Source organism: Acinetobacter sp. V110_1, from assembly GCF_031798975.1.
Lineage (GTDB): Bacteria > Pseudomonadota > Gammaproteobacteria > Pseudomonadales > Moraxellaceae > Acinetobacter > Acinetobacter nosocomialis_A.
Genome location: NZ_JAVQNN010000030.1, coordinates 829,059 through 851,988, shown reverse-complemented (window position 1 = coordinate 851,988; position 22,930 = coordinate 829,059). Strand labels below are relative to the sequence as shown.

Annotated in this window: 18 protein-coding genes; 11 read left to right on the top strand and 7 right to left on the bottom strand. The window is 39.2% G+C overall.

Features of this window, described 5'->3' with window-relative positions; translation table 11 throughout:
• The first annotated feature begins 127 nt into the window (after positions 1-127).
• On the top strand, positions 128-1,342 hold the full coding sequence (gene pobA, locus RMA95_RS14965; protein WP_311071610.1) for a 4-hydroxybenzoate 3-monooxygenase: 1,215 nt from the start codon (positions 128-130) through the stop codon (positions 1,340-1,342).
• A gap of 142 nt (positions 1,343-1,484) precedes the next feature.
• On the opposite strand, the gene alr is transcribed toward pobA, so the two are convergent.
• On the bottom strand, positions 1,485-2,777 hold the full coding sequence (alr, locus tag RMA95_RS14960; RefSeq protein ID WP_311071609.1) for an alanine racemase: 1,293 nt from the start codon (positions 2,775-2,777) through the stop codon (positions 1,485-1,487).
• A gap of 1,249 nt (positions 2,778-4,026) precedes the next feature.
• Between alr and RMA95_RS14955 the strand changes: the two genes are divergently transcribed.
• From RMA95_RS14955 to phnX, 7 genes are all read left to right on the top strand, one after another.
• Positions 4,027-4,749, top strand: a complete 723-nt coding sequence (locus RMA95_RS14955; protein ID WP_311071608.1) for a UTRA domain-containing protein — start codon at positions 4,027-4,029, stop codon at positions 4,747-4,749.
• Between the two features lie 91 nt (positions 4,750-4,840).
• A complete protein-coding gene (locus tag RMA95_RS14950) occupies positions 4,841-5,878 on the top strand; it encodes a putative 2-aminoethylphosphonate ABC transporter substrate-binding protein (protein ID WP_311071607.1) in 1,038 nt (345 codons plus the stop codon).
• A 22-nt stretch (positions 5,879-5,900) separates the two neighbouring features.
• Positions 5,901-7,103 carry an ATP-binding cassette domain-containing protein gene (locus RMA95_RS14945; RefSeq protein ID WP_311071606.1) on the top strand — a complete coding sequence of 401 codons (1,203 nt, stop codon included), beginning with the start codon at positions 5,901-5,903 and terminating at the stop codon, positions 7,101-7,103.
• A complete protein-coding gene (locus RMA95_RS14940) occupies positions 7,097-8,806 on the top strand; it encodes a putative 2-aminoethylphosphonate ABC transporter permease subunit (RefSeq protein ID WP_311071605.1) in 1,710 nt (569 codons plus the stop codon). Before RMA95_RS14945 ends, RMA95_RS14940 begins: the two co-directional genes overlap by 7 nt.
• A gap of 102 nt (positions 8,807-8,908) precedes the next feature.
• Positions 8,909-10,063, top strand: coding sequence for a TIGR03364 family FAD-dependent oxidoreductase (locus tag RMA95_RS14935; protein WP_311071604.1), 1,155 nt, complete (start codon positions 8,909-8,911; stop codon positions 10,061-10,063).
• A gap of 26 nt (positions 10,064-10,089) precedes the next feature.
• On the top strand, positions 10,090-11,277 hold the full coding sequence (phnW, locus tag RMA95_RS14930; protein WP_311072304.1) for a 2-aminoethylphosphonate--pyruvate transaminase: 1,188 nt from the start codon (positions 10,090-10,092) through the stop codon (positions 11,275-11,277).
• Positions 11,278-11,313: 36 nt separating this feature from the next.
• The gene (phnX, locus tag RMA95_RS14925) at positions 11,314-12,129 is read left to right on the top strand and encodes a phosphonoacetaldehyde hydrolase (protein ID WP_311071603.1); all 816 of its coding nucleotides are present in this window, start codon (positions 11,314-11,316) and stop codon (positions 12,127-12,129) included.
• 215 nt (positions 12,130-12,344) lie between these two features.
• Here the strand turns inward: phnX and RMA95_RS14920 are convergent, their stop codons facing one another.
• Together RMA95_RS14920 and RMA95_RS14915 are read right to left on the bottom strand one after the other, a co-directional pair.
• Positions 12,345-13,595 (bottom strand): MFS transporter, encoded by a 1,251-nt coding sequence (locus tag RMA95_RS14920; RefSeq protein WP_311071602.1) that lies wholly within the window; start codon positions 13,593-13,595, stop codon positions 12,345-12,347.
• Positions 13,596-13,656: 61 nt separating this feature from the next.
• On the bottom strand, positions 13,657-14,808 hold the full coding sequence (locus RMA95_RS14915) for an acyl-CoA dehydrogenase family protein (protein WP_311071601.1): 1,152 nt from the start codon (positions 14,806-14,808) through the stop codon (positions 13,657-13,659).
• Between the two features lie 331 nt (positions 14,809-15,139).
• Here RMA95_RS14915 and RMA95_RS14910 point away from each other — a divergent pair, with 331 nt between their 5' ends.
• Positions 15,140-16,357: a CaiB/BaiF CoA-transferase family protein gene (locus tag RMA95_RS14910; RefSeq protein WP_013198246.1), complete on the top strand. Its 1,218-nt coding sequence runs from the start codon at positions 15,140-15,142 to the stop codon at positions 16,355-16,357.
• Positions 16,358-16,543: 186 nt separating this feature from the next.
• The gene (locus tag RMA95_RS14905; protein ID WP_013198245.1) at positions 16,544-17,389 is read left to right on the top strand and encodes an IclR family transcriptional regulator; all 846 of its coding nucleotides are present in this window, start codon (positions 16,544-16,546) and stop codon (positions 17,387-17,389) included.
• 64 nt (positions 17,390-17,453) lie between these two features.
• Here RMA95_RS14905 and RMA95_RS14900 read toward each other — a convergent pair whose 3' ends face one another.
• Positions 17,454-18,263 (bottom strand): enoyl-CoA hydratase, encoded by an 810-nt coding sequence (locus RMA95_RS14900; RefSeq protein ID WP_311071600.1) that lies wholly within the window; start codon positions 18,261-18,263, stop codon positions 17,454-17,456.
• A gap of 229 nt (positions 18,264-18,492) precedes the next feature.
• Here RMA95_RS14900 and RMA95_RS14895 point away from each other — a divergent pair, with 229 nt between their 5' ends.
• Positions 18,493-19,464 (top strand): nitronate monooxygenase family protein, encoded by a 972-nt coding sequence (locus tag RMA95_RS14895; RefSeq protein WP_311071599.1) that lies wholly within the window; start codon positions 18,493-18,495, stop codon positions 19,462-19,464.
• A 60-nt stretch (positions 19,465-19,524) separates the two neighbouring features.
• On the opposite strand, the gene RMA95_RS14890 is transcribed toward RMA95_RS14895, so the two are convergent.
• The 3 genes from RMA95_RS14890 to RMA95_RS14880 all read right to left on the bottom strand — a co-directional run bounded on the left by RMA95_RS14890 (position 19,525) and on the right by RMA95_RS14880 (position 22,919).
• A complete protein-coding gene (locus RMA95_RS14890; protein ID WP_311071598.1) occupies positions 19,525-20,697 on the bottom strand; it encodes an MFS transporter in 1,173 nt (390 codons plus the stop codon).
• Positions 20,698-20,761: 64 nt separating this feature from the next.
• A complete protein-coding gene (locus RMA95_RS14885) occupies positions 20,762-21,604 on the bottom strand; it encodes an IclR family transcriptional regulator (RefSeq protein ID WP_000081482.1) in 843 nt (280 codons plus the stop codon).
• A 109-nt stretch (positions 21,605-21,713) separates the two neighbouring features.
• Positions 21,714-22,919 carry a 3-oxoadipyl-CoA thiolase gene (locus tag RMA95_RS14880; protein WP_311071597.1) on the bottom strand — a complete coding sequence of 402 codons (1,206 nt, stop codon included), beginning with the start codon at positions 22,917-22,919 and terminating at the stop codon, positions 21,714-21,716.
• Between the last annotated feature and the right edge of the window lie 11 nt (positions 22,920-22,930).

Here is a 22,930-nt window from a genome sequence, read left to right as displayed (position 1 = left end):
TATTTTGATTGTTTCTGTCCGCTATTCGGACAAACTAAATGATAAACGGTTATTTTCGTCTTGGATACATAGTGAACAAAACTTAAAGCCAGTAATTTAAAAGTCAGGATGAAACAAGGATGAAGTTATGGATATTTTAAAGACACAGGTTGCAATTATTGGTTCTGGACCAGCAGGGTTATTGCTTGGGCAACTTCTATATAAAGCTGGCATCGATCATATTATTGTTGAGCAACGTAGTGCTGAATATGTGGCTTCACGGATTCGTGCAGGAATTTTAGAGCAAGTTTCGGTCGACTTACTTAAACAAGCAGGTGTTGACCAAAACTTAAAAGAAAAAGGATTACCGCATTCGGGCATCGAAATCTTGACCAATGGCGAGTTACATCGCCTTGATTTAGCCGCACTCACGGGTGGCAAACAAGTGACCGTATATGGTCAGACCGAAGTCACCAAAGATTTAATGACTGCGCGTGAAGCAGAGCAGCTCACTTCATTTTATGAAGCTCAAAATGTACAAGTAAAAGATTTCTACACTGCACCAAAAGTTGAGTTTGAGTACCAAGGTAAAGCCTTTCAAATTCAGTGTGACTTTATAGCAGGGTGTGATGGTTACCACGGTGTCTGCCGTGCCAGCGTACCAGAAGACAAAATTAAAACCTTTGAAAAAGTTTATCCGTTTGGCTGGTTAGGGGTGTTGGCAGATGTCCCACCTGTAGCCGATGAACTCATTTACGTACAATCAGAACGTGGATTTGCTTTATGTAGTATGCGTTCAGAGACACGTAGCCGTTATTATTTACAAGTCCCTTTAACAGATCACGTCGAAGATTGGTCAGATGAAAAGTTCTGGGATGAGTTAAAAAACCGCCTAGACCCTGAAAGCCGTGAAAAGTTAGTGACGGGACCTTCTATTGAAAAAAGTATCGCGCCGTTACGTAGCTTTGTGACTGAACCAATGCGTTTCGGAAAACTATTTTTAGCAGGCGATGCTGCGCATATTGTTCCACCGACTGGAGCAAAAGGTTTAAATCTTGCTGCTTCTGATATTGCTTATTTATCAAGCGCACTTATTGAATATTACGCCGAAGGTTCCGAACAAGGGATAAATGAATACTCTGAAAAATGCCTACAACGTGTATGGAAAGCAGAGCGTTTTTCTTGGTGGATGACTCACTTATTGCATCGTTTTGAAACTGAAAGTGAGTTTGATCATAAGATTAAACAAGCCGAGTTAAGTTATGTACTGGGTTCAATTGCGGGTAAAACCACATTAGCCGAAAACTATGTCGGTTTGCCTTATGAAATTAAGCAAATTGATAGTTTTAAGCATGCAAGCTAAAGACTAAATAAAAGGGGCATGAAAATGCTCTTTTTTTATATAAGAATTTAAGTAGGATGTAATAGATTAAGAGATATGGTCATACTAAAAGTAGCCCCGATACTTTTTGAAATATAGGGCTACTTATCAATTCACCTAAAGTTTACTCAGCGGTTGCTGCAACTTGATGATTACTGATTTGCGTTGATTGCTGAGATTGAATAGGTTTAATCACTTGTGGGTTAGAGTTACTCCACGGGATGTAGGCCTCTGTCAAAATATGGCCTGTAAGACTCGTTAAATCACTAGATTGAACCTCAGCATTGCCTTGACGACCATATAATACAACTTCATCACCCGCTTTGGCTTCTGGAATATCTGTTACATCAACCATAACAGTATTCATTGATACTCGACCAACCACTGGCGCTTTTTGTCCATTTACTAAAACAAAAGCTTTATTACTAAAACTACGACGATAACCATCCGAATAACCTACAGGCAAGTTTGCAAGTTTGGAGTCACGTGTCAACGTATAAGTTTGGTCATAACCTACAGTTGAACCTTTAAGGTAATTATTAACTGCAGCAATTTGTGTTTTAAATGCCATCATGCGTTTAAATTCAGGGTGATTAGGAAAATCTCCATAAATAATTGCGCCTGCACGGACCATATCTAAATGAGATTCAGGAACATTTACGGTAGCAAATGAATTTGCCGTATGTAATGTTAATTCTTTACGATTCAGTTTGGCTTTTTTAATCAACCATGCTGTTTGTTCATTAAATTGAGCTAGGCGCTCACGAACATATTTTTCATCTTCTACAGCATAATGGGTCATAATGCCGTCAATTTTAAGATTTGGAAGCTTAGTGATTGCAACAGCTTGTTCTTTACCTTGAGCTGTAGACATTTCAAGACCATTACGATCCATACCACCCGAATTTAAAGCCAAGCTATAATGAACAGTTGTATTGTTCGCTTCTGCCCATTTAGAGATACGGGCAGCCTGATCATAATTACCCAAAAGCTCTTCGATATTTAACGCATGTGCATTGATGATTTCACTATCTGTGGCTGTACGTAAACGTGTAATTTTGCCTTTATAGCCATGCTTACGCACCATCGCCGCTTCTGCATTACTGGTGATGCCAATACATGATACGTTTAACTTCATAACACTCGGCATAAGTAAGTCAATACTATGCCCATATGCATTTGCTTTCATGACTACACAAAGCTGTGTTTTGCCATTAAGTAATTGATTTGTCCTTTTAATATTATCTTCAAAAGCTTGAGTGTCAACTTCAATCCATGCATTAGCTGTAGGTGCAGGGCTGACTTCATTTGTGATATGAGACGTGAGTAAAGGTGCAGCATGGGCAAATTGTATGGAACCGAATAATACCAATGCACAGCTATAAGCGAGATGCGAAAAATTTGTTTTAAGTTTCATGAGTTTTTTAATCTTTCCTGGCTGAATATGATTTAACGCTGGGTGGATTTTTATGGTTAAGTACAGAGATATAATTAATTTAAAATGTCACACGATTTGGTCGTAATAATACTTTCTCCTTAAAATATTATAGTCAGTGTTAAGTAAAATTTAATTTTGCTTAAACTGTATTCATAAAATACAAATGTGATTTTAAATAATCTTAATTAAATCTAAATATACATTTGTGAAAAAACAAGAAGAAAAATCATTATATTTTTTTGAATGTTATTTTTTTAATCTAATTATTGGTGATATTTTTAATAACAATTTTTAAAATATAACATTTGGTAAATAATTAACTTAATTATTACAAGAGGTTTTTTATTTTTATTATTTATTAATTATGATTTTTTTATCATTCGGTAAAATATAAAAAATATATGGAGATAAACATCCGAAACTTTGTTTTATGGCATATTAAATATTAAAATTGTGATACTTATCATATGTTTATACTTTTTTATTAAAATTATTTAGAAATTTTTGGTTATACCGTGACAAATTTTTAAGCATCAAATGTCATATTTAATAGTTTTTAATTAATTAATTTAAATTTTATAAATGAAATATTAATTAGATTGAATAAATAGTTGAGTGGTATTTAACCTTGGAGGTGTAGCTATGGTTTTGTGTAATAAATCGACGAATTGGCCTTATCTTGTTTTTTTTAATTAAATTTGTTGTTTGAAATTTTGATTAAATTAAAATTTTATGTTTATTTTTAAATCAGGAAATTTTCTTAATATTTTAGTTTTTATTAAATGGGTGATTTTGTATTGAGAGTTTTTAAATATAAGATGTTGAGTTATTTTTTAAATTACTCAAGAAGTTTTGGGGTTTTATTGACGATACTATTCTAATTCTACAAGGTAGTAATATAGGAGGACGGATATTGAGTGTTAGGGCAAATCCTCAATTCCTGTGTAAGAGTCAGTACAAAATATGAATTTTTATATTAAATAAGTGTCTCAATAAATATGATGTAATGATTAAGCTATGCCGTTTATCTTTGATAAACAGATGAGTCAAGGAAAGTTTTCCAAAGCCAGAGTACGCGTGCACACACGATTTTTTATGGAAAAGCTGAATTGAAGAAAAGGGGGGGATAGGAAGCGTTTTGCTTAAAAGATCAGCATTAATAAAAGCTTTTGTCACATTTTTTCAGTATATTGCTATTAATTTCTTTATTTATAAATTCTAAGTTTGTATGGAACAGGACCAAGCTCGCATACCTAAATATATTCCTATTCGCGATGCGATTGCCCATGATATTGAATCTGGTGTATTAGAAGCCCACGCAAAACTCCCATCAGAAAGAGTGCTTTCTGAACAATTCCAAACCACTCGAGTGGCTGCACGAGAAGCTTTGTTGGCTTTGGAAACTGATGGCCTGATTTATCGCTTAGACCGCCGTGGTTGGTATGTTCGCTCTCCTCGTATTATTTATCACCCGCAATCGACAAAAAACTTTAACCAGTTTGTGATTGAACAAGGCTATGAACCTTCGACAGAAGTGATTTCAAGTGAACTAACGACGGCTACTTCTTGGGATGCCAAGCATTTAAAAGTTGAAAAAGGGCATCCGATTTATTCGGTTTGGCGACGTCGTTGCATCAATGGTCGACCTGTGTTGGTTGAACATTTACGTGTGAATGCCGAGCTTTTTCCCGAGTTTTTAACTCATGATCTCAAGCAATCCATTACTTTACTGATGGCAAATCAATATAACTGCCATATCACCAGAGCCGATATTAACCTGTATCCAACAGCTTTATCGGAACAACAGGCTAAAGTACTGCATGTCAATGTGGGCGCGCTCGGTTTATATATTTGCCGGAGCAACAGAAATGAAGAAGGCGTGATTACAGATGTTGACCAAGAATATTGGCTACATGATGTTTTAGATTTACATTTCGAAGCGCGAGCATAAAAATGAAATCTGGTTTAAACCAGATTAATTAAACTGTCATATAAAGCTGTTGAAATACCATCATCAAATAATTGCATTCGATGGTTTGTAGATGAAACAGTATGTTCAACAGACAATTAAACTCGGTACTGCATCAGTTTTAGGTGTAGTGGTCGCTATTCAAATGGGATGTTCATCAGCAACATCAAAACAATCAGAAGAAATTACAGTCTATACGGCAGTGGAAGCCGACCAACTTAAGCAATACCAAGAAGAATTACACAAAGCCTATCCTGAACTCAAAGTAAAATGGGTACGTGATTCAACAGGTGTAATCACCGCTAAACTTTTGGCAGAGCAGAAAAACCCACAAGCGGATGTGGTTTTTGGTGTGGCTTTAACCAGTTTGTTGGTGATGGAAAAGAAGGACATGCTTGAGCCTTTTAAACCTGAAGGTATTCAAAATTTAAAACCAGAATTTGTAAGTCAAAAACCTGTACCGACTTGGACAGGTATGGATGCATGGGAATCTGCAATTTGTGTCAATAAAGTCGAATTAGAAAAGCGTAAATTACCGATTCCAAAAACTTGGAAAGATTTAACCAATCCAATTTATAAAAACTTGATTGTCATGCCAAACCCAGCCTCAAGTGGCACAGGCTATTTAGATGTCACGGCTTGGATGCAAATTTGGGGTGAAAAGCAGGCTTGGGATTATATGCAGGCTTTAAATAAAAACATTTCGCAGTATCCTCACTCTGGTTCAAAACCTTGCAAGATGGCAGCACAAGGCGAAATTCCAATTGGAGTTTCTTTCGGTTATCCAGCATTTAAATTAAAAGCAGAGGGTGCGCCTTTAGAAGTGGTTTATCCAACTGAAGGTTTAGGTTGGGAAATGGAAGCATCAGCAATTGTGAAAGGAACCAAGAAATTAAGCAGCGCACAGAAATTTATAAATTGGTCGGTGAGCAAAGCGGCAAATGAAGCTTATGCACATAATTTTTCAATGGTGGCCTATAAAGGCATCGAAAATACCACCATGAGTTTCCCGAAAAATCTTCCCCAAATGCTCGTAAAAAATGATTTTTATTGGGCGGCCGAGCAGCGTGAACGTATTTTGGCTGAATGGTCAAAGCGTTTTGAAAAGTGATCTTTTGGATAAGGGCCTCATTATGCAAATTCCTTCGTCATTGCAATCATCGCTGCTAGGTCAAAACCAGAAGGGTGAGTTAGCAGGGCATTTACTGTCGTCATTAACGACCTATAAATATCCTGAACATGGTCCGTCGGTTTTAGAAGTGGTGGATATACAAAAAAAGTTCCAACACTTTCATGCCCTAACGCATATTAATTTAGACCTGAAAGCTGGCGAGTTCGTGAGCTTTTTGGGACCTTCTGGATGCGGTAAAACCACTTTACTACGCATCATTGCGGGTCTAGAAAAACCTGATTATGGAAAGGTTATAAAAAAGGGCACGGATATTACGTTACTCAGTGCTGAAAAACGTCACTGTGGCATTGTGTTTCAGAACTATGCGTTATTTCCAAACTTAAATGTAGAAGAAAATATTGCTTTCGGCTTAGACAAAAAAAAGTGGGATAAGGCACAACGTAGCCAACGGGTTCAACAGTTATTAGAACTAATTGAGTTACCTGATATTGCAAAAAAATACCCAAATCAATTGTCGGGCGGGCAGCAGCAACGTGTTGCGCTTACTCGGGCAATTGCACCGAATCCAGATATTTTACTGCTAGATGAACCGCTTTCTGCACTTGATGCTCAGGTACGTCTAAACCTAAGGCAGAAGATCCGTTCGATTCAAACGCAGCTTAATTTACCAACCATTATGGTCACACACGATCAAGAAGAAGCTTTAAGCATTTCTGACCGTGTTGTGGTGATGAATCATGGCGTTATTGAACAAATTGATACGCCGCACAATATTTACTACAAGCCACAAACCCAATTCGTTGCAAAGTTTATTGGCACCATGAACTTTTTGATAGCCACTTGTTCAGGCGCCAATCAGCTCGAAGTTTTAGGTTTTATTCCTTTAAATTTGGAGCAACAAAAACTTAAAGCAGGGCAAAGCTATAGCATTGGTTTTAGACCCGAAGCTGTCGAGTTAGTTGATGATTTTGGTAGTGATAAAGAATCGTTGTATTTGCCAGTTAAAGTATTAAGCACCGAATTTTTAGGCGCTAAACGTCGTTTGTTTTGCACTATTCATATTGATGGAATTGAGCAGGCAAAACATCTTTTGCAAATTGAAATTGAAAATACCAAGTTCAAATCTTTGCAAGAACTGATGTTTATAAAAGTGCCTAATCAGCTCATTCATGTCTTTGAGGAACAAGGGTACGCACTATGTTAAATGAAGCTGCATCAGCGGTTTTAAAAACACAGCCGCGTCGAAAAACTGAATATTCATTAAGATCAAATATTGCTTTAGCAAGCGTTGCAATTGCTTTGACTTTAGTGATTATTGCTCCATTAATCATGCTGTTTGAAACTGCATTTTTTGATGAAAATCAAAATTTTGTTGGTCTTGAAAATTTTTATCATTATTTTGGTAGTCCCGCTTTACTCAGCTCTGTATTTAACTCAGTGTGGGTTGCTTGTACTTCTACTATCATTACAGTATTTCTTGCCAGTATTTATGCTTTTGCACTTACCACCGTCAATATGAAAGGCAAAGGCTTCTTTAAAGTGGTCGCTTTTTTACCCATTTTAGCGCCGTCACTTTTGCCTTCTTTGGCATTGGTTTATTTGTTTGGTAAGCAAGGCGTATTAAAGCCTTTACTGGGCGATATACAAATTTATGGCCCAACCGGTATTTTGATCAGTTATTGCTTTTGGCTATTTCCAGCAATTTTGATGTTGATGATGGTGTCTTTTCGCAGTGTCGATCAGCGTTTAATTGAAGCCTCTTTGTCGCTCGGCAAAAATATTTGGAAGACGCATTACCACGTCACATTACCTGCAATTCGGTATGGACTCATCAGCGCAAGCCTAGTGGCTTTTATTTATGTATTAACCGATTTCGGAATTCCAAAAGTCATTGGCGGTTCATTTAACATGATGGCGCTTGATGTCTATAAACAGATTATTGGGCAGCAAAACATGAGTATGGGTGCGGTAATTTCCATCTTGTTATTGCTACCAGCAGTTTTTGTGTTCATTTTTGATCGTATACAAAGCAAACGCCATACACGTTTTCAAGCTTTTCAGGCTAAACCTTATGTCTCTGCACCGAATAAAAAACTTGAAGTCGTTCTGAACCTATTTTGTGGTTTGGTTTCAGGTTCGATTTTACTGATTATTTTTACGGCTGTGCTGGCTTCATTCATTCAGTCTTGGCCTTATGATTTGTCTTTGACCTTAGCACATTACAGTTTTGAATATGTCGATGGCGGTGGTTGGGCAGCGTACTTTAACTCGGTTCGCATGGCACTCTTTAGTACGGTTTTTGGAACGGCACTGATTTTTATGGTGGCACTGTTAACTGAACGTTTTAAAGCACATCCATTCATTAAAAACTATGTACAAGCTTTGGTTTTATTGCCACTCGCTGTGCCGGGATTGGTCTTGGGTATTGCTTATATTTTGTTTTTTAACCAGCAAAGCAACCCGTTAAATGTACTGTATGGGACCATGACCATTTTGGTGATTTCAACCATTGTGCATTATTACACCGTGCCACATCTTACTTTAACCAATGCCATTAAACAGATTCCGCTACAACTCGATCAGGCAGCACAAACTCTAGGAACATCAAAATGGAAAACCTTTTGGAAAGTATATTTGCCCATGTGTTTTCCAGCGCTGTGCGATGTATCGGTCTATATTTTTGTGAATGCCATGACCACTGTGTCGGCTGCGATTTTCCTCTATTCAACAGACACCAGTTTAGCTGCGGTGGCAGTTTTAAATATGGATGATGCAGGCGATACGGTTGCTGCTGTTGCCATGAGCATTCTCATTTTAACCACCTCATGTGTTGTAAAACTCATTCACTGGTTATTTACCCGAAAAATTATGGCAAGAAGTCAGCAATGGCGTGAAAGTGCTCACTAAGTTTTAGCTAAACACAATTTTTATTTAACCGACTGAAATGAAAATGCTTTGTTCAACAAGGCAAGGGTTTATTCATCCTAAATTTCGCAAATTGGAAGTCTTATGAATCACGCACAGTTTGATTTAATTGTTGTAGGAGCCGGTATTTTAGGTTTGTCCGCGGCCATACAAGCGCAAGAACAAGGCTTAAAAGTTTGTATCTTCGAGAAAAATGCCAAACCTGTGGGCGCAACTCGTCGTAATTTCGGCATGGTTGGAACATCAACCTTAACCCATCCAGAGCAGCAGTGGCGAAAGTACGCACTTGAAACGCGTTCTTTTTATCAGCGTATTCAGGCTGAAACCGATATTTCATTTGCTCAAAGACAAGGTGTCTATCTCGCCAATACGGCACTTGAATGGCAGGTTTTAAATGAGTTTGCCGAGCGTGCAAATAACTACCAAATTCCTGTGCATTTACGAAGTCATTATGAGCTGGTCACCCAATTTTCTTATTTAAACCCCGAGCAGCAGTTTCAAGGCGGCTTGGTTTTTGAAGAAGATTATTCGGTCGAACCGCATGTGATTGGGCAGCGACTGTTGGCATATGCCGAAAGAAAAGGTGTAGAGATTTATACCAATGCCTGTGTCGTGCAAACCCAATATCAACATGAAATTTGTCAGGTTCGCTTGGCAAGTGGCGAGGTATATCGGGCAAATAAAGTTTTGATCTGCCACGGTGAAATCATCGATGTTTTATATCCAGATCTATTACAAAGCTTGAATCTGAAACGTTGTGGCTTACAAATGGCGCTGACTCAACGGTTTTACCAAAAATTAAATGCTTCTCTTTATTCAGGCTTATCTATCTCTCGTTATCCAGCTTTTGAAATTTGTCCGAGTCATGCTGAGCTGGTTAGAGCATCACAGCAAGGGCTGATCAAAGAATTCGGCATTCATATTCTGATTAAACAAAACGAATTTGGCGAACTGATTGTAGGCGATAGCCACGAATATCATTCGATTAATGAAGCACCTCAGTTTGAGCAACGCGAAGAGATTAATGAGTTTATTCAAGCTTACTGCCACGAAAAATTAGGCCTGACTTTACCTCCAATTCAAAAACGTTGGAATGGTTATTACCTGACCCATGAACATGATTTGGCATGCGTCACTGAAGCTGAAAAAAACATTTTTCTGGTGAGTGCAATTGCTGGTAAAGGCATGACCACAGGAGCCGGATTTATGAAAGAAGTTTTAACACAAAATATTTATTAACTTGTAATCTGGTTTAAACCAGATTGATGTATATTGAAATGAACGCGAAAGAAATGAGTAACATTATGAACATGCAACCCCAACTCGATATGGATTTAGAGAACAAGTATTTGCTTCTCACACCAGGCCCATTATCAACTTCGGCAACAGTACGCCGTGCTATGCAAAAAGACTGGTGTACTTGGGACCAAGAATACAACTCGCTGGTACAAGATATCCGCTCTCGTCTAGTCAACTTGGCAACCAGCCAACCTGAAAAATATACGGCTGTGTTAATGCAAGGCAGTGGTAGTTTTGCTGTGGAGTCTGTCCTTGGGTCAGCTATTCCGCATGATGGCAAAATCTTGATCATTAATAACGGCGCATACGGTGCACGTATGGTGCAAATGGCGCGTTGCTTAAATATTGAAGTGATCGAGCTGAACTATTTAGAAACCCAAACACCAGATTTACAAGAAATTGAACGTGTTTTAAAAGACAAAACTATTAGCCATGTTGCTTGTGTGCACTGTGAAACCACCACAGGTATTTTAAATCCGATTCAAGAGATTGGCCGTTTAGTTAAAGCAGCAGGAAAAATCTGGATTGTGGATGCCATGAGTTCATTTGGCGGTGTGCCAATGGATATGGCTGAGCTTGAAATTGATTTCCTGATTTCAAGTGCAAATAAATGCATTCAAGGTGTTCCGGGCTTCGGTTTCATTTTGGCGAAACGTGATTGCCTAGAAGCGTGTAAAGGTTTGGCACGTTCGGTTAGTCTCAACTTGTATGACCAGTGGAACACGATGGAGCAGCATAACGGTAAATGGCGTTTTACCTCGCCAACCCATGTGGTACGTGCATTTTATCAAGCATTGCTTGAGCTTGAAGCAGAGGGCGGAGTTGCTGCACGTTATCAACGTTATTTACAAAACCAACAAACCTTATCGCAAGGTATGCAACAACTGGGCTTTGAGTTGGTACTTGGTGAAGAGTGCCCACAATCACCCATCATTACCACTTTTCTTTACCCGACAGCCGAAACATTTAGCTTCCAGTCATTTTATGAAACCCTGGAAAAATCAGGCTACGTAATTTATCCGGGCAAAGTCACAGATCTTAACTGCTTCCGTATTGGCAATATTGGCGAAGTTTATATACATGATATTGAAGGGCTTCTTGCTGCGATTGAGAGTTACTACAAAAGCCATCTAAATCAAGCGGTAACAGCATAACTTTTATTAAAATATTTGAATTAAAGGAAATACACCATGACGACCAACAATACACAAATTCAGGCTGTTGTTTTTGACTGGGCAGGGACAACTGTAGATTTTGGCTCACGTGCACCAATTTTAGCTTTTATGGCGTTATTCAAAGATAATAAAGTTGAAATTACGGTTGAAGAAGCGCGTGCCCCAATGGGTTTAGAAAAACGTGATCATATTGCTGCTGTTTTAAAAATGCCGCGTGTAGCAGCGGCATGGCAGGAAGTATATGGGAAGCCTGCAACTGAAGCCGATATTGACCGTTTATATAAAGACTTTATTCCTTATCAATTAGATTCGATTCCGACATGCTCGGCTTTAATACCGGGTGCATTGGCGACTTTTGAAAATATTAAAAATCGCGGTGCAAAAATTGGTAGTAACACGGGATATGCATCTATGATGATTGGTCGTTTGGTTAAAGATGCTGCCGATCAGGGCTATCGACCAGACTGTATCGTTACGGCAAGTGATGTGAAATATGGCCGTCCATATCCTGAAATGTTGTGGAAGAATTTAATTCAACTCGACGTATCCGACATTAAAACTGTTGTAAAAGTAGACGATACCGTGGTGGGCATTGATGAAGGTTTAAATGCCGGATGCTGGACAGTAGGACTTGCGATTAGTGGTAATGAAGTCGGTTTAAGCTATGAAGAGTGGAGTGCGCTATCGGCAGATGAACAAATTATTCTAAAAGATAAGGCATACCAAAAAATGAATGCGTCGGGCGCTCACTATGTGATTGATAGTGTCGCTGACTTGCCAAATGTATTAGATGATATTGAACGCCGTTTGGGACAGGGTGAACGACCTTAAACAAAGTTTAGGTCTATATCTTTTTAAGCTTAGCTCCCTTGGGAGCTATGCTTACCTAAAAAATTAAAATGAAGAGTAGATAAACTCTACATATATGGAAATAAGGATTAACTTTAATGAGTAGATTCCTTATTTCTTGCTAACGATCCAAAACATGTGTTTAGTTCGTTAGAAACATCAACCATATAGGCCTATGACCTATGTGATAGATCTTTTTATGACTTTTGAGGGTCATATAATTTTTCTTTAATAAATAGAGCTGGTATCACGCCACAAATCAGGTAGGCAGCACCCATGACGATAAAACCTAACCCAATAGACCCGCCAGAGGCTAAGAATCCAATCGTTGCAGGTGCTAATGCAGCGCCTAAACGTCCGACGTTATAAGCACCACCAATGGCTGTACCGCGAATGGCAGTCGCAAAACTTTCAGTCATATAGGTTGCATTTACGCCATACGGGATGCCGTAGAGGAAACCAAAAGTGATCAGTAAATATAGAATATTGCTTGGTGAGTTATAAAAGACGATTAGCGGTAGGAAAATAGCAGTGCCAATAGCACCAAAGGCATAAGTAAAACGACGCCCTAATTTATCTGCCATCATGCCCGCAAGAACTTTACCTAAAATCATGGCGGTATATGTACCTACCATATAGGCAGTCATTTCTTTGAACTTCATACCGAGTTCACTTTCAAGGTATGACGGCATCCAGTTATTTACGCCATAGTAGCCAAACTGTAAAAAGCCTGCTGTTAAAGCCCATAAGATAAACATATTGCGGTTTCGTTTATCTTGGAAAATAAGCTTAAATGCCGAAGTTTTCGATGCGTTTTGAGCCAAAACAGGTTGTTGAAGTCGAGACTTTTGCCATGCTTCTGGTTCGGGTACTAAAATATGCATGAGAATAGCAATAATGACGGGAATAATCGCAACATAAAACAGCATGCGCCAGCCATGATCAGGAATAATCCAGCCTGCAAGTAAGGTCGCAACAATATAGCCAACGGTCCAGCCAGCTTGTAAGGTTCCAAGTACTGTGGTGCGGAAACGTGTTGGTACATATTCGGCCATGAGGGTATTACAGGCAATATAAAGAGAACCCAAACCCAGTGATGCAAAAAATCTTAAAATACCAAATTGAAGAAAGCTCTGAGTAAAACCTAAGCCACAGGTGAGGAGTGAGAAAATTAAAATAGAAATAACCACAATGCGCACGCGACCAAATTTATCGCACGCCCATCCCCCAAAAATTCCACCAACAGCCATACCTGCCAATGTAAAACTGCCGAGCATACCTGCTTGTACTGAACTTAATCCAAAATCTGCCTTAATACTATTTAAGCTATAAGACAGCAGCATCAAATCTGCTCCATCTACCAATAGTGCTAGAAATGCAAAAATAAATGCTATTTTCCACGTATGAGGTTGTATACGAGAAAAACCTTCTTTGTAATTTGTAGCCATAATCCATTACCTACATTTGATTGAAAGTACTTCAAGTCGTTTTGAAGTGCTTAAAATTTGATTAAGACGCAGCGCGAATCATGTTTCGGGCAATAATCATTTGTTGAATTTGGGTCGTGCCTTCATAAAGGCGGAACAAACGGACATCTCGATAAAAACGTTCAATCGCATATTCACTGATATAGCCCGCACCGCCATGAATCTGTACGCAGCGATCAGCAACGCGGCCACACATTTCGGTTGCAAACATTTTTGCGCATGAGGATTCAGTGCTAACGTTTTGTCCTGCATCACGTAGGCGTGCAGCGTCTAAGACCATACATTTAGCGGCATAAATCTCAGCTTTTGAGTCGGCAAGCATGGCTTGAATGAGTTGGAATTCAGCAATTGGTTGTCCAAATTGCTTGCGTTCGATGGCGTAATTTATAGAATCATCTAGCATTCGTGTGGCTGCACCGACGCTCAAGGCAGCTATATGCAAACGGCCTTTATCGAGTACTTTCATGGCCGTTTTAAAACCAACACCTTCAACACCACCAATGAGCGCTGAGGCTGGAATGCGACAATTTTCAAAAATAACGTCACAGGTATGTGCGCCTTTTTGTCCCATTTTTTTATCGCGCTTGCCAAGAAAAATACCGGGAGTTTGGCTATCGACGATAAAAGCAGAAATGCCGCCAGCACCTTTAATGTCAAAGTTTGTACGAGCCATGACTGTGAATACGCCAGCGTGAGGAGCATTGGTAATAAAGCGTTTGGTACCATTTAAAATATAAAAGTCACCGTCTTTTACTGCGCTGGTTTTTAAAGAGGCAGCGTCAGAACCTGCATCTGGTTCGGTTAAGCAAAAAGAACTGATCACTTCACCACGTGCTAAACGTGGCAAGAAAAATGATTTTTGTACTTCGGTCCCATCAATAATCAGGCCACTTGAACCAATGCCATTATTGGTTCCAATGAGAGAGCGAAAAGCAGGAGAGGTGCGACCCAATTCGAAAGCCACATAGACCTCTTCTTCCATTGTTAGTCCAAGACCTTCGTACTCTTCAGGAATGGTTAAACCAAATAAGCCGAGAGCTTTCATTTGCTCAACAATATCTTGAGGAATTTCATCCGTTTCAGCGACTTCATTCTCATGAGGAATTAATACACCTTCAACAAATTGTCGAATCATATCAACAAGTTGATCTAAGGTTTCCTGATCTCGAATCATAGTCTCGTCCTTTTACTACATGCAAAAAACATCAATGTGATGTTCGTAAAATCACCAATATTTGAAGCGATAGTAATCAAAGGATGAATGCAAAACAATACATTTTGAAAATTAATTTCGCAATGCGGTACTTTGTTGTTGGTTTATGTTTGGCTAATTTATTGATTTATTTAAGCTATATTTTCTTATAAAAAATCATTATTTTTAGTGGAAAATTAAAGTTTGATTTTTAAAAAGAGCTGTGTATATTAAAAATATATATCGCTATGCGAAATTTTAAATGGATAAGTTTTCCTATAGGAAATAAGTCACAAAATATAGTGGGATGAAGATGGGTGCTTTAAATGGAATTCGGGTACTTGACTTAAGTCGGGTATTGGCTGGGCCTTGGTGTGGGCAGATTCTTGCCGATTTAGGCGCAGAAGTAATCAAGATTGAACGACCGAAAGTCGGTGATGACACCCGTTCTTGGGGGCCACCTTGGATGAAAGATGACTCAGGCCAAGACACTCAAGAAGCTGCTTATTATCAGTCCACCAACCGCAATAAATTATCTGTTGCTATCGACATTGCGAGTTCTGATGGCCAAGAATTGATTAAAGCCCTCATTCAAGACACCGATGTCGTGATCGAAAACTACAAAGCGGGGTCTTTGAAAAAATACGGTTTGGACTATGAGTCTTTATCTGCCATTAACCCTAAACTGGTGTATTGCTCAATTACAGGTTTTGGTCAAAATGGCCCAAGAGCAGAAGAGCCTGGTTATGACTTTATTATTCAGGGCATGGGCGGGCTTATGTCAGTCACGGGTGAGCGTGATGATTTGCCGGGTGGAGGCCCTCAAAAAGTAGGGGTCGCATTTTCTGATTTAGCTACAGGACTTTATTCTACGATTGCCATACAGGCTGCTTTACTCAACCGCCATGTGACAGGTTTAGGTCAATACATTGATATGGCTTTGCTTGATGTTCAAATTGCCACAATGGCAAATCAGGGAATGAATTATCTTTCATCGGGTAATATCCCTAAACGCTATGGCAACGCACATGCCAATATTGTGCCTTACCAAGTGTTCAAAGCTTCTGACCGTGATTTTATTATTGCATGTGGAAATGACACTCAGTTTATTCAACTCTGTCGAAGTATAGGTTTACCCGATTTACCAAATGATGCGCGTTTTGCCCGAAATGCGGACCGAATCAAGCATCGTGATGAAATTATCGGAATTTTACAAACACACTTTTTAACTAAAACGGCTGATGAATGGGTAGATGCAATCTATGCGGCTAAAGTTCCGGTAGGTGTGATTAATAACTTGGAACAAGCTTTTCAAGAGCCGCAAGTCATTGCCCGAGAAATGTTAGTCGAGATGAACCATCCTCAACGTGAAAAATTGAAGGTAATTGGGTCACCAATCAAACTTTCTAGAACGCCAGTTGAATACAAAACAGCTCCTCCGTTGTTGGGTGAACATACGCAGGCGGTTTTAGGTCGAGTGGTTTCTTCGGAAAAACTAGCTGAGCTTAAAGAAAAGGGTGTAATTGGATAAGTGGCTTAAAAGCGGAAGGTTAAAATTATATTTAAAATCAGAAAATAAAATATTTAATCTTTCGCTTTAATGAGTTAAATGAAGTTATCTTTTAGATGCAGACTCGGATGTTTGCTCTTTTGCTATTTATAGAAAAAATAGATTATAATTTTCGCAGTGCGAAACAAAATATGGATTGGTATGACAATGAACGATGCAGTTGATGCAGAACCGACAGAAAAATTATTAGCGCCATTAAGGCATGAATTATTACATCCGATTGAAGACATGCAGGATGAAAATGATCGCCAATTTATTACTGCATTAGCACGTGGTTTAGAGCTATTACGTTGTTTTACGCCGAAGCATCAGCATTTGGGCAACCAAGAGCTTGCTCAGATGACAGGTTTGCCAAAACCAACCATTACTCGCCTTACACATACCTTGTCGCGTTTGGGCTATATCAAACAAGTACCTAACTCAAGCAAATTCCAGCTTTCAGTGGGTGTTCTTGCATTTGGTTATTCCATGCTGTCTAACGTGTCGATTCGCTCTATTGCTCATCCATATATGAAAAATTTGGCAGACTATGCGGGCGCTGCTGTTGCAATGGCAACACGTGATCGACTGAATATGATTTATCTTGATGTGGTACAGGGTAAAGGCAATATGACTATGCGCCGTCAAGTTGGAACCTATTTACCGATTCATTTAAGTTCGATGGGACGTGCGTGTTTAGCCGCGATGCCTGAAGATGAACGAGAGTTTTTACTTGATGCCATTCGTAGCAAGCACAAAGAAGACTGGATCAAAATTAATCGTGATCTAGACAAAGCCTTTAAAGACTACCAAGATTTTGGATACTGTTTTTCAATCGGTGAATGGCATAAAGATGTAAATTCAGTTGCAGTACCACTCATCCATGAACAACATGGTTTACTGGTATTTAACTGTGGCGGTCCAAGTTTTATTATGAACCGTGAAAAACTCGAAGAAGATATTGCACCGCGTCTTTTACACATGGTGAATAATATTCGTACCGAGATTAGCTAAACTTATCTGATTCACTTAAAAAAGCCAGCTTTGATTTTCAATGCTGGCTTTTTAGTGGGTGTATCTAGACTGTTTGGCTGTGAAAGTTCGGTTTTCTTTTTTCTTTGAAAGCACTTAATGCTTCTTTAAACTCGGAACCCTGTAAACAGTGTGAGAAAATAGTCGACTCATGGTCAATACGATTGAGTAGATCATCAATAGGCATATCTCTTAGCAATTTTTTACTCAGTTGTAAGGCTTGACTTGGTTTATGAGCAAGTTTAATTGCCACATCTTCAACTACTTGATCTAGCTCAGTTGCTTCAAATATTTCATTCACCAAGCCATAATTTTTTGCTTGCTCTGCCGAAAATTTTTCACCTAATAAAATAATTTCCGAAGCTCGAGCAAAGCCCAATAATCTTGGCAAGATGTAACTTGAACCCGCTTCAGGTACAAGTCCCAAATTCACAAAAGGAAACTGAAAAATAGAGTTTTGGCTTGCATACACAAGGTCACAATGTAGAAGCATAGTGCTGCCAATGCCAATTGCCACACCATTTACTTTAGCAATAATCGGTTTTGGAAACGTTGCTAAGCTTTTTAAGAAAACAATCGAAGCGGGTGGTTCTGAACTGGTGGTATCGCGTTTTTCAAATGCATTGACATCATTACCACTCGTAAATGCGGAGTCTTCACCAGTAAGCACAACCACATGAATGTCTTGATTAGTTGCAGCCTCATCTAATGACTGACTTAGCGCCGCATACATTTCATAATTAATCGCATTCTTTTTAGTTGGATTACTCATGGTGAGCATTAGTATATTTCTATCAAAATATTCATGAATTGTGCCTGTTTTAAGCTCGTTTTGAGTTTTGTTGTCCTGCTGCATGATTCATTCCTTTAAATAACTTCTGTCTAAAAATTAAACTCATTAAAATAATGCTATCGAAAAACAATTCCGTTATCAATTATTTTGTTTTATATTGTGGTATATAATTTTGTATTGTGAAATTTTTAACTTAAATTACTTTAAATGCTGATAGGATTTATGAGTAAATAAGCATCTAGCTCTGCTAAGGAAATGAGAAGCTAGCTATAGAACAGTGAGTGGAAAGAATATGAAGACCAAAATTACAGAACTATTTGAAATCGAGCATCCAATTATTCAAGGTGGTATGCATTATGTTGGTTTTGCAGAGCTTGCTGCTGCGGTTTCTAACGCGGGTGGGTTAGGTATTATTACTGGACTGACTCAGCGAACACCTGAAAATCTGGCAAAAGAAATTGCACGTTGCCGTGAAATGACTGATAAGCCTTTTGGGGTGAATTTAACCTTTTTACCTACGGTAAATACCCCTGATTATCCGGGTTTTGTAGAGGCTATTATTAAAGGCGGAGTCAAGGTTGTGGAAACAGCGGGGCGTAATCCTGAACAGGTGATGCCATATTTAAAGGCTGCTGGTATTAAAGTAATTCATAAGTGTACTTCGGCTCGACATAGCTTAAAAGCGCAACAAATTGGATGTGATGCGGTTTCTGTAGATGGTTTTGAGTGTGGTGGGCACCCAGGTGAAGATGACGTGCCAAATATGATTTTATTGCCTTTAGCAGCCGATGCATTAGAAATTCCGTTTGTTGCTTCAGGTGGAATGGCAGACGGACGCTCACTCGCTGCTGCATTAGCGATGGGAGCCGATGGAATTAACATGGGAACGCGTTTTATTGCGACTCAGGAAGCTCCCGTACATGCAAATGTGAAACAGGCGATTTTGAATGCAACCGAACGAGACACGCGTTTAATTATGCGTGCTTTGCGAAATACAGAACGTGTCATGAATAATGCTGCTGTAGAAAAAATCGTGGCAAAAGAAAAAGCACTTGGCGATAACATTAAATTTGAAGATATTATTGAAGAAGTCGCAGGGGTTTATCCAAAAGTCATGATTGATGGGGACGTTAATGCTGGCGCATGGTCATGTGGTTTAGTGGCAAGTTTGATTCATGATATTCCGACATGCGATGAACTGGTTAGCCGAATTGTTCAAGATGCAGAAGACATTATTCGTGGTCGATTATTAGGGCTTTTATAGGACTTAATCTAGCTCCTCTAATTAACTATTAGCATACTTTATATAAGATCAGCACAAGTTTTAATTGTGCTGATCTTTTGCATCACTCACACAATAATAAAGACATAAAGCAGCAAAAATTAAGCCTAAAATGCAGACACCTGCCCATCCGAAGTGTTTCCAAGCATAACTTCCTGCTGTTGTACCTAAGGCGCCGCCAGCAAAGTAACCTGTCATATAAATGGCATTAAACCGCGAACGTAATTCTTGATTAAGTTTAAATACAATACTTTGGTTGGTGACATGTACCGCAGAAAGAGAAGCGTAGAGAATAAGTAAGGCAATAATGTAAAAGGCGAAATGGTAGGGTAAAAGTGAAAAAAGAATCCAACTTACAATAAGCCCAATGCCGCAATAAATTGAAATTTTATGGATATAGCCTTGGTCAATAAATTTGCCTGAGAAATTAGCAACAAAAGTTCCTAACACGCCAACAAAACCGAAAAGGCCAATGGTAAAGTCGCTAAAAAAATAGGGCGCTGGAGCCAGAAGCAACGACATGGTGGTAAAAGTTAAACTCACACAAGCAAATGTGAAACCACCAATATAAGTTCTGGTTCTTAACCGACGATTTTGAATAAAAATCTGTGGAAGGGAGCGAATGGTTTTCGCATAGTTTTCAGATTTAGTCGGTGGAAATAACCCGATATTACGATGCAAAATAAAGGCAATCACAAGTAACAGAAATCCACTAACCAGATAAATAATATTCCATGCAAAAAGTGTAGACATCAGTCCAGAAAGGGAACGGGCGAGTAAAACTCCCATCATTAGCCCACTCAGTAAAAAGCCTACGACACGGCCACTTTGTTGAATTGGAACCAGACTTGCAGCAAGTGGTAACAACAGTTGGGCTGCACTAGAAAATAGACCAGTAATGATAGTGCCAAGCAGTAAAAGATAAATATTGTGCGAAAAACCGCTAATAATTAATCCGCTTGAAGCCAATAACATAAAGATAAATAGCAGCTTACGCTTTTCTATTATGTCTCCCAGCGGCATTAAAAAGAGTAAGCCACAGGCATAGGTGATTTGGGCTAGAGTGGGCACCCATGCTGTAGTCGTTTCAGTTAAATTTAGGTTTACACTAATTGAATGAATAAGTGGCTGACTAAAATAATTTCCACCTGTACAAATGCCTGCGGCAATCGCCATTAAAATAATGGTTGGGGTATAGAGTGCGTTTTTCATCATGCCTATCGTCATAATGAAAGTGGACCTTTAATCAACACAACCATTACTGCTTGAAGTAAGAGGGTTAGTGCGTTTCATTCAAGGCATCTTGAATGTTATGCACCATGTGGATTAAACGTGGTCCAATTTCACCTTCAAGTTTTTCCGGATTTAAATGAAAACTTGGCGCACCACAGTTAAAAACATAAAGACCGTGTTTAGAACTAACCAAAGGTACAGCCACCGAGTTCACTTCTTTATGCCACTCACCTAACGACAAACAATATCCATAATCTTGATAATCACGGAAAGCTCGTTCTAATGAGCGTTTTATGGCTGGCCAGTTTTCTGGATTTTTTTGTTTCAACGCATCAAGTAGAAAATTGCGCTCACGTTCAGGGGTCGCAGCCAAGCATGCTCGTCCCATAGAACTGCTATGCAGTGGTAAAGTAGAACCAATTGGACGGCGCATATTCAATGCAGTTTCAATTTGCACAACATCGATATACACCATATTTAAGCGGTCACGCGTTGCCATCGCCACAGGCGCTTGAACATACTGGCTCATCTCTTCCATATATTGATGAGCAATATTACGAATCGAGATGTTAGATAATGCTGCATATCCTAAAGATAAGACACCAATATCTAGTGTGTATTTGGTCGAGTTAGGCAATTGTTTTAAATAACCTAATGAAACAAGGGTATTGGTAATACGTGCAATGGTCGGTTTAGGTAAACCTGTCATTTTTGCTAATTCTTGGTTGCCAAGCACCTGATTATTTGCAGAAAAGCATCTTAAAAGTTCTAAACCGCGTGCTAAAGAAGCAATAAATTGCGGGTTGTTTTCCCGATGTATATGCGAAATAGGATCTAAACGTATCTCATCAAAATTTATTGGTTTTTCAGTTTCCGTGTTTTGAGACATTCGATCCTCAAATATAATTAAAGCAATAGTTTTGCCATTATATTTCGCTATGCAAAATAAATCCATTCATCACTGCGCTGTTGTGATGAATGGATATCTGGTTCAATGGTTATGAAACGTTTTCAATCACCATTGCAAGACCTTGACCTACACCAATACATAGGCTCACCACGGCATATTTCTTCTTACGGCGAATTAACTCGCGCGCTACTGTTAACGCAAGACGAGCGCCTGAAGCACCAAGTGGATGACCAACCGCAATCGCACCACCGTTCGGGTTCACACGCGGGTCATTAAAATCAACATTTAAACCTTTTAAACAAGATAAAACTTGTGAAGCAAAGGCTTCATTAATTTCAATAATATCCATGTCATCTAAAGTAAGGCCAGCACGCGCAACAGCTTTTTTAATGGCTTCGATCGGGCCTGCACCCATAATGCGTGGCTCAATACCAGCTGCCGCAGCGGACAAGATTTTTGCCATTGGTTTTAGGCCATATTTTTGACCTGCTGCTTCTGAACCAATCAAAAGTACTGCTGCACCATCATTAATACCTGAAGCATTACCAGCAGTGACCACACCACCTTCAAAGAGCGGTTTTAATTTTGTGAGTGCTTCAACAGTTGAGCTTGGGCGAGGGTGTTCATCTTCAGAAACGAGTTTAGGTGGCAATTTTTTGCCTTGGAAAACCTCAATTGGGATAATTTCATCGGCAAAGAAACCTTCTTCTTTGGCTTTTTGATATTTGGCTTGTGATTGGGCTGCGAATAAGTCTGCTTGCTTACGACTAATACCAAAATCGGCTGCGACGTTATCACCTGTTTCAGGCATTGAATGACCGCCGTACTGAGCGATAATTTTTTTATTTGGAAAACGAGAACCAATCGTGGTGTCATAAATTTTTGCATCACGGCTATAAGCACTTTCGGCTTTACCCATCACGAAGGGAGCACGTGACATACTTTCTACACCACCTGCAATATACAGTTCACCTTCACCACAAGTAATAGCACGTGCCGAGTCAATCACCGCACCTAAACCACTAGCACATAGGCGGTTTACCGTCTGGCCCGGTACAGTAACAGGTAAACCTGCAAGTAATAATGCATTTCGTGCCACATTACGGCTATCTTCACCCGCTTGGTTAGTGTCGCCTAAAATCACATCTTCAATATCAGCGCCTGGTACACCAGTTTTTTCTAGTAGTTTTTGAATGACAGTTGCGGCCAAATCATCAGGACGAATTGAGGCAAGTTCACCTGCATGACGGCCAAATGGACTACGTAAACCATCATAAATATATGCATTTAACATTGAGAAATTCC